This window comes from Sandarakinorhabdus sp. (genome assembly GCF_987265915.1).
The window spans coordinates 2,692,706-2,707,189 of sequence record NZ_OZ503948.1 but is presented as its reverse complement, the minus strand read 5'-3'; the positions used below and the strand labels follow the sequence as shown (position 1 = coordinate 2,707,189).

At 64.2% G+C, this 14,484-nt stretch carries 8 protein-coding genes; 6 read left to right on the top strand and 2 right to left on the bottom strand.

Going from position 1 to position 14,484, the window contains the following annotated elements; genetic code table 11:
* The first annotated feature begins 2 nt into the window (after window positions 1-2).
* Window positions 3-1,433 carry a TolC family protein gene (locus AC6UUM_RS12940; RefSeq protein WP_500802685.1) on the top strand — a complete coding sequence of 477 codons (1,431 nt, stop codon included), beginning with the start codon at window positions 3-5 and terminating at the stop codon, window positions 1,431-1,433.
* A 227-nt stretch (window positions 1,434-1,660) separates the two neighbouring features.
* On the opposite strand, the gene AC6UUM_RS12935 is transcribed toward AC6UUM_RS12940, so the two are convergent.
* Window positions 1,661-4,276, bottom strand: coding sequence for a TonB-dependent receptor (locus tag AC6UUM_RS12935; protein WP_500802684.1), 2,616 nt, complete (start codon window positions 4,274-4,276; stop codon window positions 1,661-1,663).
* 471 nt (window positions 4,277-4,747) lie between these two features.
* Here AC6UUM_RS12935 and AC6UUM_RS12930 point away from each other — a divergent pair, with 471 nt between their 5' ends.
* The gene (locus tag AC6UUM_RS12930) at window positions 4,748-8,167 is read left to right on the top strand and encodes a TonB-dependent receptor (RefSeq protein WP_500802683.1); all 3,420 of its coding nucleotides are present in this window, start codon (window positions 4,748-4,750) and stop codon (window positions 8,165-8,167) included.
* Between the two features lie 77 nt (window positions 8,168-8,244).
* Here the strand turns inward: AC6UUM_RS12930 and AC6UUM_RS12925 are convergent, their stop codons facing one another.
* Window positions 8,245-8,820, bottom strand: coding sequence for a PEPxxWA-CTERM sorting domain-containing protein (locus AC6UUM_RS12925; RefSeq protein ID WP_500802682.1), 576 nt, complete (start codon window positions 8,818-8,820; stop codon window positions 8,245-8,247).
* A 207-nt stretch (window positions 8,821-9,027) separates the two neighbouring features.
* On the opposite strand from AC6UUM_RS12925, the gene AC6UUM_RS12920 reads away from it, so the two are divergent.
* The 4 genes from AC6UUM_RS12920 (at window position 9,028) to AC6UUM_RS12905 (ending at window position 14,481) form a co-directional block, all read left to right on the top strand.
* Entirely contained in the window at window positions 9,028-9,963 is a 936-nt protein-coding gene (locus AC6UUM_RS12920) for a UDP-2,3-diacylglucosamine diphosphatase (protein WP_500802681.1), read from the top strand.
* 9 nt (window positions 9,964-9,972) lie between these two features.
* Window positions 9,973-11,058 carry a glycosyltransferase family 4 protein gene (locus tag AC6UUM_RS12915; RefSeq protein ID WP_500804971.1) on the top strand — a complete coding sequence of 362 codons (1,086 nt, stop codon included), beginning with the start codon at window positions 9,973-9,975 and terminating at the stop codon, window positions 11,056-11,058.
* Between the two features lie 77 nt (window positions 11,059-11,135).
* A complete protein-coding gene (locus AC6UUM_RS12910) occupies window positions 11,136-12,419 on the top strand; it encodes a Xaa-Pro dipeptidase (RefSeq protein WP_500804970.1) in 1,284 nt (427 codons plus the stop codon).
* A gap of 1 nt (window position 12,420) precedes the next feature.
* Window positions 12,421-14,481 carry a penicillin acylase family protein gene (locus tag AC6UUM_RS12905; protein ID WP_500802680.1) on the top strand — a complete coding sequence of 687 codons (2,061 nt, stop codon included), beginning with the start codon at window positions 12,421-12,423 and terminating at the stop codon, window positions 14,479-14,481.
* Window positions 14,482-14,484 lie beyond the last annotated feature (3 nt).

The window sequence follows — 14,484 nt, the reverse complement described above, 5'->3', positions numbered from 1 at the left end:
TCATGACCCGCTCCCTCCTTGCAACGATTGCGCTTGCCGCTCTGCTTGCCGGCTGTGCCGGCGCGCCGCCGCCAAGGCCGGTGCCGGCGCCACCTTCGCCGCAATGGAGCGCCGATGACCCGGCGCTCGCCAATGGCGCGCTGCGCTTCGATTGGTGGACGGCCTATGGCTCGAAGGATCTTGATCGATTGGTTGCCACGGCCCTGGCAGCGAACTTCGAACTGGCCGCAGCCGATGCCAATCTGAAGGCCGCCGGCGCACTGGCGCGTGAAGCCCGGGCCCGGCGTCTGCCGCAAGGTGGCGTCGCAACCGGCGTGCAGCGCCTTCGCGAGCCATCGGCAACGCAGCCGCCGATCTTCCGCATACCGGAGGCCTTCCCTGATCAGACGATTGCCACCGTTGGCGGCGAACTGTCTTGGGAGATCGATTTTGCTGGCGGTCGCGCGAAGTCCGAAAGGGCAGCCGTTGCGGATGCGCAAGCGGCACGCTGGCAACGCCGGCAGGTCGAAGCCGCCATCGCTGCACAGGTGGTGCGGGCATGGCTCGATCTCGGACGGAATCGACAATTGGCAGCGGTGATCGACCAACGGCTGATGGCGCTGGACCGGCTGATTGCGATGGCACGACTGCGGGTGACGCGTGGCGGCGGCACCGCTGCCGATGTTGCGGCGCTGGAGCAGGTGCGTGCGCAAGCCGCCGCGGAGCGTCCGGCGCTTGACCTGGCCATGCGCAATGCGCTGCGCCGACTGGCGGTTCTGACCGCGAACGACCCGGTGCGCTTCGTCGCCGACGGGGCGGTGGTAAGCACGCAGGCCCGCATGCCGACGACGCTTGCCGTCCACGATCCGCGCGCGCTGCTGCGGATGCGCCCGGATGTACAGCGCGCCGAACAGCAGCTGCTGGCCGCATTCGAGCGGGCCGGTGCGTCACGCGCCGCGCTCTATCCCAGCCTGTCGTTGGGCGCTTCCGCCGGGCTGGCGGCGTCTCCCGCCGATCTTGGCAAGGTTGGCGCCTTTCGCTTTGCCATCGGGCCGTCCATCAACTGGGGGATCCTCAACCTTGGGCTGGTCAAGGCCGGGATCGCCGCCGCCGATGCCAACAGCGAGGCCGCGGCGGCAAGCTGGCAACAGACCCTGCTTGCGGCCGTGGAGGAGGCCGACGGCGCCATCGATGGCTGGCTGAGTGCGCGGCGTGGCGCCGAGGCCGCCAGCGCCGCAAATCGCGCAGCGCAAGTGGCGGTTGAGGCCGCGCGCTCCCGCAGCCGTGCTGGCCTGGCCAGCCCCTTTGAACGCGCCCAGGCCGAGGCAGATCATCTTGCCGCGCAGGCCGCGCAGACCACCGCCGAGGCAGGCGAACGGGACGCCTGGGCGTTCGCCAATCTTGCACTTGGGGCTGGATGGCGCAGCGAGGCTTCCAAGGTCCGGCCAAGCTGATGCAGCCCCACAGATTAACCTTGGCCACTGACTCGTCAGCAACGTGATCCTGAGGTTTCGCCGTTGGGGGTTTGACCTGACCCCCTGATTTTCCTCCACGATGGATTGGGTTATCTCCTTTGCACGCAGAGGGTCGGGGGTTCGAAACCCTCACCGCCCACCAAAAAAGCCGCCGCCTGACCGATCAGGCGGCGGCTCTTTTGTTCGGTTATCGGATCAATGAATGATCAGAAGCCGACGCCAACGGTGAGGATGAAGGCGCGCGGCGCGCCGATCTGCACGAACTGGGCATTGTTGGCCGCGAGGCCGCCACCGAAGCCACCGACATAAAGTTCGTCGAACAGGTTGGTGACGTTGAACTGCACGAACGACTTGGGCAACTGCGTGAAGCTTTCCATGGAAACGCGGATGTCCAGATCGACCAGCGTGTAGGACGGCACCTTGCCATTGTAGACGACGGTGGGGATGTTCTGCGCCGTGTTCTGCGGGTTCGGTGCGTTGATGGTGGTCACCAGGTTCTGGTCGTTCACCCAACGCGGGCCCGTGCGCTTGGCCTGGATGCCACCCGAAACCGGACCGAAGTTGCCGCGGACACTGCCGCCCAGCGTATAGACCGGCGTGCCGGCTTCACGCTTGCCGGCGGTGGCGGCGCATTGCACGGGCACGGTCGAGCCACTGCCGCAATCGATGGCACCGCCACCCGACAGCTGCACATTGTCCTGAATATCCGAATTCAGGTACGAACCGAACACGCGGAACGCGACTTCCTTGATCGGCGCCCACGAGACGTCGGCATCGAAGCCATAACGATCAACGCGGCCCAGGTTGCGGAACACGGTCACATCCAGATCGGGATCATAAGCCGAAGCGAGGCGATCGTTGAACTGGGTATACCAACCGACCAACTGGAACTGCAGCTTGCGGGTGCCGTAACGCACGCCCAAATCGAAGTTGTTGGTGGTTTCGGGACGCGGCTGCGCCTGCGGCGTGGCGCGCGCGAAGAAGAAGCTGTTGTAGAGGTTGTCGGTGCCCGGAACCTGCAAGCCCTTCGAATAGTTGAAGAACAGGTTGGCGCTCTTGGCAACGTCGAGGGTGAAGCCCACGTTCGGCAGGATCTTGTCATACTTCAGCACACGCTGTTGCGGGCCCTGAACCGTGGGGTTGAACCCGGCATAGGCCGTTGCCGCCGCCGTGTTGGTGGTGAAGCACTCCACGAAACCGCCGGCGCTGGACGTGTAGCAATTTTGGTTCAGGTCACGCGTGAAGAAGGGCGCGCGCACCCCCAGGTTCACGTTGAGCTTATCGTCGGCAAAGCTGCCGCGATATTCGCCCGACACCTGGTTCAGGATGGCGAAGGACAGGCGATCGCGGCGTTGCAGGATGTTGCCGCCCGCATCCGCCATCGGAATGTTGACCGGGAACACATCAACCGGCGAACCATTGCTGTTCAGCGGCGCGACCTGGCCGGTCTGGCGGTGACGGGCACGATCATAGCTGTAGGCGAGACGGATCGTGTGATCCTCGTTGATGTCGTAGCGCAGTGAGGCGATCAGGCCGTAACGGCGGGTTTGCGTCTGGTTGGCAGCCAGCACGCGCACCGTGTCCAGCGTGTCGCCATCGCGGTTCAGATCGCGGCCGAAATAGGGCAGGCCGGACAGATAACCGGTCTGGCAGCTCAGCTGGGCGGCCAAGGCGGTCGCGCAGTTCTGGTTCAGGCCGCCAGCTGGATTGAGATCGCGGCGACCTTCCTGGCCCAATGCGGTGCCGCCACCGTTGGCCTTCACATACTGGAAGCTCGGATCAACGGTGAGCACCAGGCCGTCGGCCAGGGTGAAGCGCGAATTGATACGGATGTTGCCGGTGTTCGACGGGTTGAAGCGCTCATCGAAGGTCGAACCGCACGTGTTGTCGGCATCGGCCACGCCAGCGCGGGCGACCGTGTTCACTTCGCAGGGCAGGATCTGATAGAAGCGCTCGTTGCCGGTGGTCGGGAAGCGATCCGGCACGTTGCGCGCCGCGCCGGCGGCGTTCAGGATGCGATCAGTGCGCAGCGGCACCGAACCGAAGAAATTGTTGCGGTTCTGGTTGTAATGGCCGGCAACCGAGATGAAATCGCCGTTGCTGCCGATCGGCTGATAGATGCGGGCGTTCACCTGTTTTTTGTCGATCACACCGCGATTATTGTAAACATTGTCGTTCTTGGCCATGCTGCCGGCGATGAACATGCGCGTGCCGAACGAGGTGAACGTGCCGGTATCGATTTCACCGAACAGGCGGCGGAAATTGTAGCTGCCCAACGAGCCGATGACACGGGCGCCGATGGCTTCGGTCGGCAAACGGGTGCGATAATTGACCGTGCTGCCGGTGGCCGCGGCGGTCGGGCTGTCGACGTCGGTCGACCCGAAGTTGACGTTGACCTGCTCGATCAGTTCCGGATCGAGCTGCTGGTTGGAGAAGAGCGCATAGTTGCCGGAATCGTTCAGCGGCACACCGTCGAACGTTTGGCTGATGCGGGTGTTGTCAAAGCCGCGGATGTTGAGCGTGCCGCCTGCCGAACCGAACGGATCGTTGTTCTGGAAGCTGACGCCCGGCAGCTGGTTGATGATGTCGTTGACCGTCTGGCCCGGGGTCTGGTTGCGGATGAACGCCTGGGTCAGCACGCCCTTGGCCTTGGAGGTCTTGGGCTGCACGACGCCCTGCACGCCGGCGGCCTGGCCGTTGCGCGCGGCGGTTACCACGATCAGTTCCTTGTCGAAATCGAGCGTACCGGTGGATTGGGCCAAGGCAGCAGCGGGCGAAATGAGTGCGAACAGCGCCACACCGATATGAAGACGGGATTTCATAGGTTTTTTCCCTTCAATGAAGGCGCGCCAAAGCGATTCGGCCCTCGGATACAGTCATCACCTGTTGAGAGTGGTTCATTGCAATCTTGTTACAGTTTTGTGGCGCTCGAATGATCTTGGCCATCCGAAGGCCATCGGAAATTGCTGCGTTGCAAAATGGACACACACGCCGCCGGTCATTTCCGTTCGCCAGCACCAACTCCGGTGTGCCGGCTAGCCAAAAGCTCCCGTGTCCCGCACCGCTGCCGGCGCATTTCCGGCCGAACGAGTGCGCGTGCGCGCTTGGCTCGCGCTGTTGCTGCATCGCAACACACGGCGCCCATTTGCCTGCAAGGGGCGCGCGTCATGAACAGGCCATGAACCTGTAACATAAACGTCATAAATGGCCGGCAATGGCGTCGTGTCGCCCGCCGGCCGAATCATCTTGTTCGTGCCGTTCTCACGTCCCACCAGCCCCAGGGGGTCCTTCCGATGCGTCATCTTCGTCTTGGTGTTGCGCTTGCCGCACTTGCTGTTCCCGCACTTGTCCAGGCGCAGGAAGTCAGCTCGGCCATCTCCGGGTCGGTGACCAGCGCCTCGGGCGCGGCGGTGGCCGGTGCTTCGATCGAAATCCTGCATGTGCCCACCGGCACGCGCCGCACGGTCACCACCAATGCCGATGGCCGCTTTGCCCAGTCGGGCTTGCGCGTTGGCGGTCCGTTCACGGTCACCATCAAGGCGGACGGCTATCAGGGCCAGACGATCGAAGGTATCCAGGCCGGTGCCGGCGAGAATTTCAGCGTCAACGCCGCGCTTGAAGCCTCCGGGACGGAAGCCACGATCGTCGTGAAGGCCAGCTCGCTGCGCCGTTCGGGTGTGGTGACCACCGGTTCGGCCACCGTGTTGTCGGCCAAGGACATCGCGTCGATCACTTCAGTGAACCGCGATATCCGCGATGCGGCGGCGCGTGATCCGCTGACCAGCTTCGATCCAAACTTGCGCGGCGTGTCGATCGCCGGCGCTTCGGCCCGCTCGAACCGCTTCACCATCGACGGTGTGGCGGTGCAGGACGATTTCGGCCTGAACCTCGGCGGTCTGCCGTCGCTGCGCGGCATCGTCAGCCTGGAAGCCATCGGCCAGCTGGCTGTCAAGTCGGCGCCGTTCGATGTGGCCCAAGGCAATTTCACCGGCGGTGCCATCGATGCCGTGCTGAAGTCCGGCACCAACGAATATCATGCGGTTGCTTATGGTGTGATCGGCGGCAAGGGGCTGACCGGGCGCGAAGTGCGCGGCACGGTCATTCCGCAGGCCCTGCCGTTCCGTGATTATGGCTTCTTCGCGTCGGGCCCGATCATCAAGGACAAGCTGTTCGTCGCCTTGAACTATGAAAAGCTGACCGAAGGCAATATCGTCAACTCCAACGGTATTTCCGGTGAAGGCTTTGCCGCCACCATTCCGGGCATCGGCGATGCGACCACCAATGCGGACGACCGCAATATCGTCAATGGCATCATCGGCACCACCAACAGCCGGTACAAATATGATCCGCTGAATACATGGCAGCAGGAAACCGAAAGCGACCGCAAGATTTCGGGCAAGCTGGACTGGAACATCTCGGACGGCCAGCGCTTCTCCTTCACCTACATCAACCACTTCAACTCGGTGCCGCTGCCAGGTGGCGGTTCGTCCAACTCGAACTCCACGCCGAACGTCGGTCTGAAGTCGAACAGCTATGAAGGCACGGAAGCCACCAAGATCTACACCGGCCAGCTGAACTCGACCTGGTCCGATCGGCTCTCGACGGAACTGCGGGTCAGCTATCGCGATTATGAACGCGGCCAGATCGGCTATGCTGATTCCGGCTTTGCCCAGTTCCAGGTCTGCACCAATCCGACCGGCATTGCGGCTGGCACCAACCCGACCAACAACAACATCAACTGCGGCACCAACGCGCGCGTGACGTTTGGCACGGATTCGTTCCGTCACTCGAACTCGCTGGCGACCACGAACCTGAACTTCCAGTTCAACATGCGTTACAATGCCGGCGATCACCGCATCAAGTTCCAGGTGGAAGGCGCGCGCCAGAAGATCAACAACATCTTTGTACCGAACAGCCGCGGCAATTTCTATTTTGACTCGGTTGCTGATTATGTTGCCGGCAATGCCAACCGCGTCACGTTCGCCAACTCCATCGACGGTGATCCAAATTCGGGCGGTGCGGCACGCTTCACACTCTTCTCTTACGCGTTCGGTCTTCAGGACGAATGGAAGATCACACCGGAACTGACCGCGCTGATCGGCGCCCGGTTTGATGGTTATTCGATGGATGATGGCCAGATTTCGCTGAACCAGAATTTCGTCAACCGCTATGGTTTCCGCAACACCGCCTCGCTCGATGGCGTTTCGGTGTTCCAGCCGCGCTTTGCGCTGAACTGGAAGCCCAGCGACCGGGCGCGCATTTCGGGTGGCGTCGGCATCTTCAGCGGCGGCGTGCCGCTGGTGCTGTTCTCGAACAGCCTGGCCAACGATGGTGCGCGTCTCAACACGATCGATCTGGAGCGCCAGTTCGTGAATGGCGTGGCCACCGGCAATTTCATCGATCGCAACAGCACCGCCACGGTCAGCCCGGAACTGCAGGCCCAGATCAACGCGGCCGGCGCTGCGGCGCTGAACAACGTCGATGGCTTCGGCTTGCAGAAGAACGCGGCGGTGAATGCCTATCTTGGCCGCAACCTGTCGTCGCTGGCGCAGGCCACCACCAACTCTGTCGATCCCAATTTCAAGATGAACTCGGTGGTGCGCGCCAACTTCAGCGCCGAATATAGCGCTGATCTCGGGTTCCTGGGCGATGGCTGGGTGTTCCGCGGCGACATCGCCAAGACCTGGAACCGCAACAGCTATATCATGGTTGACCTGCGTGCGATCGCCAACGGCACCTTGCCTGATGGCCGCCCACGCTATCAGGGCATCGCCGGCAGCGCCGGCAATGATCTGCAGTTGCGCTCGGCCACGGGCGGCGGCGCCTTCGTTGCGGCAGCCTCGCTGTCCAAGGATTGGGACAACGGCCTCAGCGTGCAGGCAGCTTATACCCGCAGCCGCATCACCGATTTCCTGACCGATACCGGCGGCACCACGGCGGCAGGCTCTTATGGCGTTACCGTGCGGGATCCAAACCGTCCCGATCTGGCCACATCCAGCCTGCAGACCGGCAACCAGGTCCGCCTGACGCTGAATTATCGTCATTCCTTCTACAAGGATTACGAAACCAACTTCCAGATCTTCGGTCTTTATCGCCAGGGTCGCCCGTACAGCTTCACCTTCAACGATCCGGGCGCCGGCCGTGGCACCGTGTTCGGCACTACCAATGGCAACCGTTACCTGATGTACGTGCCGAACGTGGCCAATCTGGTGATCCCGACGGGCACGGCTTCGGCCAACACACAGATTGATCCCCTCGTGCAGTTCAGCGGCACCCCGGCGCAGTTGCAGGCGTTCCGTGATTTCATCCTGGGTTCCGAACTGGCTGGTTTCCAGGGCCAGATCGCGCCGCGCGGCATCGCCCGCAACCCTGATTTCTACACGGTCAACCTGCACTTCTCGCAGCAACTCCCGACCTTCATCGGCAAGAGCCGCATGACAGTGTTCGCGGACATGGAGAATTTCCTGAATCTGCTCAGCGACAAGTTTGCCTTCCGCGAAATCGACGGTCGCGCACAGAACGTGCGCCTGGTCGATGTGGCGTGCCTCAACGCGGCCGGCACCGTGATCGGCTCCTCGGGATCAGGAACCTCGCTGACCACGCCGTGCGCGTCCTACCGCTACTCCGGTTTCACATCGCCGGCGTTCGCCTTCCCGAACATTCAGCGCACATCGGTGTGGGCGGTTCGCATCGGCGCACGCGTCGAATTCTGATCACATCCAACAGTGCGACAGGAGGGGCGGCCGCACGGTCGCCCCTTTTGTTTGCCATCAGGCCGTTGTGACGACAATCAAGGCCGGCGCGCTCCGGCGGCTTGCGCTGCCTTGCGTCTCTTCGCGATGCCCGCCAGCCCAAATCCCAGCACCAGCATCGCCCAACTGGTCGGTTCCGGAACGCTGGCTTCATAATCGTTGATGTCAAAGGTGGGGCCGACCGGCTCATAATCGGATTCATAGCGGGTCAGCACCGCCCAGGATTTGCCATGCCGCCAGTCGCCCGGCGGAAATTCCAGAAGCACCGGGCCGGCCAGCCAGAAATCATTGTCGCCACTATGGAAGCTGACGCCGGCGCCGCTGGGGCGATAGCCGGGCTGGGTGACGATGTTGTCGGGCTTTGCGGCTGGCAGCGCCGGCGGTGGCGGCGGCGGCGGGTTGAGCGCGATGGCCAGCCCCCCATAGCTGCCTGAAATCGCCGTGATCGCGCAGTTTCCGCCGCCACCCGCGCAATTGAGCGACATGATGCCGACGGCGGCTGATCCGTCTGCCGTGAAACTGAAGTTCACCGTTTTGGTCACGGCGCTGGCCGGAACGGCAAAGAGTGCCAGTGCGACCAGGCGGGTCAGGTGCGCGAAGTGGATTCGGGCCATTGCAATATCCTTTCGGGCTGAAAGGGGAAGTGTGGTCCTGCCGGCCCGGGCCCGCCATCGTGGCAACTACGCAGGCTGGGGCCGCGCCGCCTTTTGATAAGATTTGATTGCCACCGCGCTGCAACCAATCTGCCACGCCATTGTCATGTCCTGGGCCTAAGGCTTCCGGGCAAGGGCGTTCTACCTGGGTTGAGACAGGGGGCTTCGATGGCTTCAATGCCGCTTGCTGTTGCCGATGCACTGATGTTCCGCGAGACCGAGGTTCGCAGCCGCGTATCGTCGCCGCCGTCGCCACCGCCAGCCTGGCTGTTCGACGAGGATGAGCGCCCGGATGAACGCACCCCATCTGGCAAGTTCAAGCTGCGCACCGTGTGGATTTCGGACATTCATCTGGGCACACAGGGCTGCAACGCCGATCTTTTGCTGGATTTCCTGAAATCGGTGCAGCCGGAAACCCTGTATCTGGTCGGCGACATCATCGACGGCTGGAAACTGCAACGCGGCTGGTATTGGCCGCCGCGCCACAATGATGTGGTGCGCCGCGTGCTCAAGATGGCGGCCAAGGGCTGCCGCGTCGTCTATATCCCCGGCAACCATGATGAAATGCTGCGGCCCTATGCCGGGCTGGGCTTTGGCGGCGTGGAAATCGCGCTGGAGGCGATCCACACCACGGTGGATGGCCGGCGCCTGCTGGTCTGCCACGGCGATGAATTTGATGGCGTCGTGCTGTATCATCGCTGGCTCGCCTGGGCCGGCGACATTGGCTATTCCCTGCTGCTGCGCCTGAATGTCCACTACAATGCGGCGCGGCGCCGGCTGGGCCTGCCCTATTGGTCGATTTCGGCACACATCAAGAAAAAGGTTAAGAACGCCGTCGCCTTCATCGGCAAGTTTGAAGAGACCGTGGCCGAAGCGGCGCGGCTGCGCGGGGTCGATGGCGTCGTGTGTGGCCATATCCATTCGGCCGAGATCCGCGATTTCGGCGGCATCACCTACATGAACGATGGCGATTGGGTCGAAAGCTGCACCGCGCTGGTCGAACATGGCGATGGCCGCATCGAAATCCTCGATTGGGCGGCGCGCAATGCCGCCCTGGCGCAGGCGCGGGCCGCCGCGGCAACGCCCGTGCCGGCCATGGCTTGAAGGACGATGATGAAGCTCACCCTCGTCACCGATGCCTGGGAACCGCAGGTCAACGGCGTGGTCCGAACCCTGGCGACGACGGTGCGCCTGCTGGCGATGCGCGGCGTGCGTGTGCAGGTGATTTCGCCTGATCAATTCTGGTCGCTGCCGATGCCGTCCTACCCGGAAATCAGGCTGGCGATGACCTCGCGGCGCCGCGTGGCGCGCATGATCCGCGAATTCCGCCCCGATGCACTGCACATCGCCACCGAAGGCCCGCTGGGCTGGCTGGCGCGCGGCTGGGCAGTGGCCAACAATTTCAAGTTCACCACCAGCTTCCACACCCGCTTTCCGGATTATGTCGCGGCGCGCATCGGCATCAATCCCGATCGTGTGTGGCGGGTGCTGCGCCGCTTCCACGGCCAGGCCAGCGCCATCATGGTGGCGACGCCGCGCCTGGCCGCCGAACTCGCCAGCCACGGCCTCTCCCACACCATGCCATGGTCGCGCGGCGTGGATACCAATCTGTTCCGGCCCGATGCCGCGCCGCATCCGGCCGCCGCTGGGCTGAAGCGCCCGCTGGCCCTGCATGTCGGCCGCGTGGCGGTGGAAAAGAACATCGAGGCCTTCCTGAGCGCGCCGTGGGCGGGTGACAAATTGGTGGTGGGCGACGGCCCGGCGCTGGACAGCTTGCAGAAACGCTACCCGAACGCGCATTTCCTCGGCGCGCTGCATGGCCCGGCGCTGGCCAGCGCCTATGCCGCCGCTGATGTGCTGGCTTTCCCCAGCCGCACCGACACGTTCGGGCTGGTAATGATCGAGGCGCTCGCTTGCGGCACCCCAGTGGCCGGCTATCCGGTGCCCGGCCCGCTCGACATCATCGGCCAGGATGGCTTTGGCGCCGATGGCCGGGCGTCGGGCCGGATCGGCGCGGTGTCGCAGGATCTGTCGGTGGCGATGAGCCAGGCCACCCGCGCCCGTCGATCGGATTGCGTGGCCGCCGGGCGCCGTTACGGCTGGGATGCCTGCGTCGATCAGTTTCTGGCGGCGCTGGTGCTGGGCGATGGCGCGCCGGTGCCGATGCTGCCGGCGCTGCGACCCGCCCTCGTTGCCTGAACGTCCGGCCTGAAAGGCCAGCTTGCGGCGCGCATGGTGCAGCCCTATCCCTTGGCCATGCAGGGGAGAGCGTGACGATGCGAGCTATGATGTTGATGGCGGTGTTGCTGGCCGGTGCCGCGCCGGCGGCGGCCGAAACCGTGGCAATCAGCGCGGCGCGGATGCTCGATGTGAACAGCGGCCGGATCAGCGACCGCCCGTTGGTGATCGCCGTCGATGGCCGCATCACCGCGGTTGGCGTGCAGGGCACGCTGGCGGTGCCAGCCAATGCGCGCCGCATCGATCTGGGCAACCACACCATCCTGCCCGGCCTGATCGACATGCACGTGCATCTGACCAGCGATCCCACCCTGTCGGGCCTGCAGGCGCTGCGCTATCCGAACAGTTTCTGGACGGCGATCGGCGTTGGCATGGCCAAGCGCACCATCGAAGCCGGCTTCACCACAGTGCGCAATGTGGGCTCGGCGGAGTTTGCCGATATCGGCCTGAAGCTGGCGATCGAGCGCGGTACCATCCCCGGCCCGCGCATTGTGCCCGCCACTTATTCGATCGGCGCCACCGGCGGTCATTGTGATAGCAACGAACTGCCAGCCAATTATGTCTTCGACCGCCCCGGCATCGCAGATGGCCCCGAAGGCGTGCGCCAGAAGGTGCGCGAACTGCACCGGCGCGGCGCCGAAGTGATCAAATATTGCGCCACCGGCGGGGTGTTCTCCATCGGCACCAGCGTCGGTGCGCAGCAGTATTCGCAGGCCGAAATGAACGCCTTGGTCGAAGAAGCGCATATGCTGGGGCTGAAGGTGGCGGCGCACGCGCACGGCAATGATGGCATCAAGGCGGCGATCCGCGCCGGGGTCGATACGGTCGAGCATGTCAGCTTTGCCGATGCCGAAGCCATGGAAATGGCGAAGAAGGCCGGCACCTGGTTCGACATGGACATCTACAATGATGATTACATCCTGGCCGAAGGCGCCGCCAACGGCGTGCCGGAAGAAAGCCTGGCCAAGGAGCGGCAGGTCGGGCTGAAACAGCGCCAGACCTTCCAGGCGGCGTGGAAGGCCGGCGTGAAGATGGCATTTGGCACCGATGCCGGCGTCTATCCACACGGCGACAACGCCCGCCAGTTCGCCAAGATGGTGGAATGGGGCATGGCGCCGGTCGATGCCATCCGCGCCGCCACCATCCGCGCCGCCGAAGCATTGGGTCGCGCGGACGTGGGCCAGATCGCGCCGGGCCGCCATGCCGACATCATCGCAGTGGCCGGCGATCCGACCCAGGACGTAAACCTGCTGCGCGATGTGAAGGCGGTGGTGAAGGGCGGCGTGCTTGTGAAGGACGCCATGGGTAAGGCCTCGCGCTGACATGCCACGTTGGTTCACCGCCTTGTTCTGGACCAGCATCGCCGTGGCGGCGCTGGTGGTTGGCCTCGCCAGTTGGGACGCGCTGATCGCCAGCCCGCCCGACCCTGATCCGGTGCTGAAGCGCAATGTGCGCATCGATCGCGATCAATGGGGCGTGCCGCACATTCACGGCCACACCGATGCCGATGTCGCCTATGGCATCGCGGTCGCCCATGCCGAGGATGATTTCCGCAATCTGGAAGAAGTGCTGGCCGCCGTGCGCGGCCGCGCTGGGGCCATATTGGGCGAAGACGGCGCCAAGCTCGATTATGTCGGCCATCTGATCGATGCGCGCGCCGTGGCGGATGCCGGCTACATGGGCTTGTCGCCGGCGACGCGCGCGCTGGTGGAGGCTTATGCCCAGGGGCTCAATGATTATGCCCGCCGCCACCCCGGCGAAATCCGCCTGCAGGGCCTGTTTCCGGTGACGGGCCGCGATGTGGTGGCCGGCTTTGCGCTGCGCTCGCCGTTCTTCTTCGGCATGGACCGGGTGCTCGGCGCCCTGGCCGAAGGCAAATTGCCGCCGCGCGACAGCGGCCCGCCCGATGAGCGCGGCAGCAACGGCTTTGCGGTCGCCGCCGCCCGCTCGGACGACGCGACGACGCGGCTGATCATCAACAGCCACCAGCCGTGGGAGGGCGGGGTCAGCTGGTGGGAATTGGTGGTGCACAGCGATGAAGGCTGGGATTTCGCCGGCGCCAACTTTCCCGGCGCGCCGTTCCCGCTGCTGGGCCACAATCGCAATCTGGGTTGGGCCAACACGGTCAACCGCCCCGATCTGATCGATGTTTACAAGCTGACCCTGAACCCAGATCGCACGCAATATCGCCTGGATGGCAAGTGGCTGCCGCTGGAGGCCAAGCGCGTGTGGCTGCGCGTGCGGCTGGGGCCGCTGATCCTGCCGATCCCGCGCATGGTCTATCGCAGCCGCCACGGCGCGGTGATCCTGAACGAAGTCAATGGACTCTGGGGCGGCTTCGCGATCCGCCACGCCGGCATCGGCGATGTGCGGCAGGTGGAGCAATATTACCGGCTGAACAAGGCGCGCAATTTCGCCGAGTGGAAAGCCGTGATGGCGATGCAGGCGGTGCCGGCCACCAACTTCGTCTATGCCGACCGCGAAGGCCATATCGGCATGTTCTACAACGCCTTGTTCCCCGATCGGCGGCCGGGCTTTGACTGGAAGGGGGTTTTGCCCGGCGACACATCGGCCACGCTGTGGCGCGGGTACAAACCGTGGAATGCGATCCCGATGGTGGTCGATCCGCGCGCCGGCTGGGTAGCCAATTCCAACAACAAGCCCACGGTGGCGACCGCGCCGGATGAAAATCTGAAGAGCGCCGATTTCGCGCCCGAACTGGGCCTGGAAACCTACACCACCAATCGCATGTACCGCTTTGTCGAGTTGTTCGGTGGCATGAATGGCCCGATCAGCCGTGATGCGTTGCTGCGCATCAAGTTCGACAAGGGCTACAGCCGCGCTTCGGTGGCTGGGCAATGGATGGCGGCGGTGCTGGCGGTGGACAGCACCGGCCAGGCCGATCTGGCCGCAGCCCAGCGCCTGCTGGCGAAATGGGACTGGACCGCCGATGGCCGCGGCGCAGCCGACAGCCTGGCCTTGGCGGTAATGGCCAGCGTCGGCCGCGAGGTCTATGCCGGCGAGGCGCTGCCGCCAGCCGCGCCGAAATTGCGCGAAGTCGTCAAGGCCTTGCTGGCCACCTTCGGCCGGCTCGATGTGCCGCTGGCCGATTATCAGCGCCTGCGCCACGGCGGCGCCGATCTGCCGGTGTTCGGCGGGCCGGATACGCTGCGCGCCATCTATGCCAAGGTCGCGCCCGATGGTCGGCGCGTCGCCAACAACGGCGATGGCTTCATCATGCTGGTGGAATGGCCGAAGGACGGCGCGGTGACGTCGCGATCGATCCACCAGTTCGGCGCCGCCACCATCCGGCGCACCAGCCCGCATTATGCCGATCAGGCGCCGCTGTTCGTGCGCGAGGAATGGAAGACCGTGGATTTTTAGGCC

Excerpts from the sequence above, each read along its gene's own strand:
- AC6UUM_RS12930 (WP_500802683.1), top strand. The coding sequence starts at position 4,748 with ATGCGTCATCTTCGTCTTGGTGTTGCGCTTGCCGCACTTGCTGTTCCC.
- AC6UUM_RS12905 (WP_500802680.1), top strand. The coding sequence starts at position 12,421 with ATGCCACGTTGGTTCACCGCCTTGTTCTGGACCAGCATCGCCGTGGCG.
- AC6UUM_RS12925 (WP_500802682.1), bottom strand. The coding sequence starts at position 8,820 with ATGGCCCGAATCCACTTCGCGCACCTGACCCGCCTGGTCGCACTGGCA.
- AC6UUM_RS12940 (WP_500802685.1), top strand. The coding sequence starts at position 3 with ATGACCCGCTCCCTCCTTGCAACGATTGCGCTTGCCGCTCTGCTTGCC.
- AC6UUM_RS12910 (WP_500804970.1), top strand. The coding sequence starts at position 11,136 with ATGCGAGCTATGATGTTGATGGCGGTGTTGCTGGCCGGTGCCGCGCCG.
- AC6UUM_RS12920 (WP_500802681.1), top strand. The coding sequence starts at position 9,028 with ATGGCTTCAATGCCGCTTGCTGTTGCCGATGCACTGATGTTCCGCGAG.
- AC6UUM_RS12915 (WP_500804971.1), top strand. The coding sequence starts at position 9,973 with ATGAAGCTCACCCTCGTCACCGATGCCTGGGAACCGCAGGTCAACGGC.
- AC6UUM_RS12935 (WP_500802684.1), bottom strand. The coding sequence starts at position 4,276 with ATGAAATCCCGTCTTCATATCGGTGTGGCGCTGTTCGCACTCATTTCG.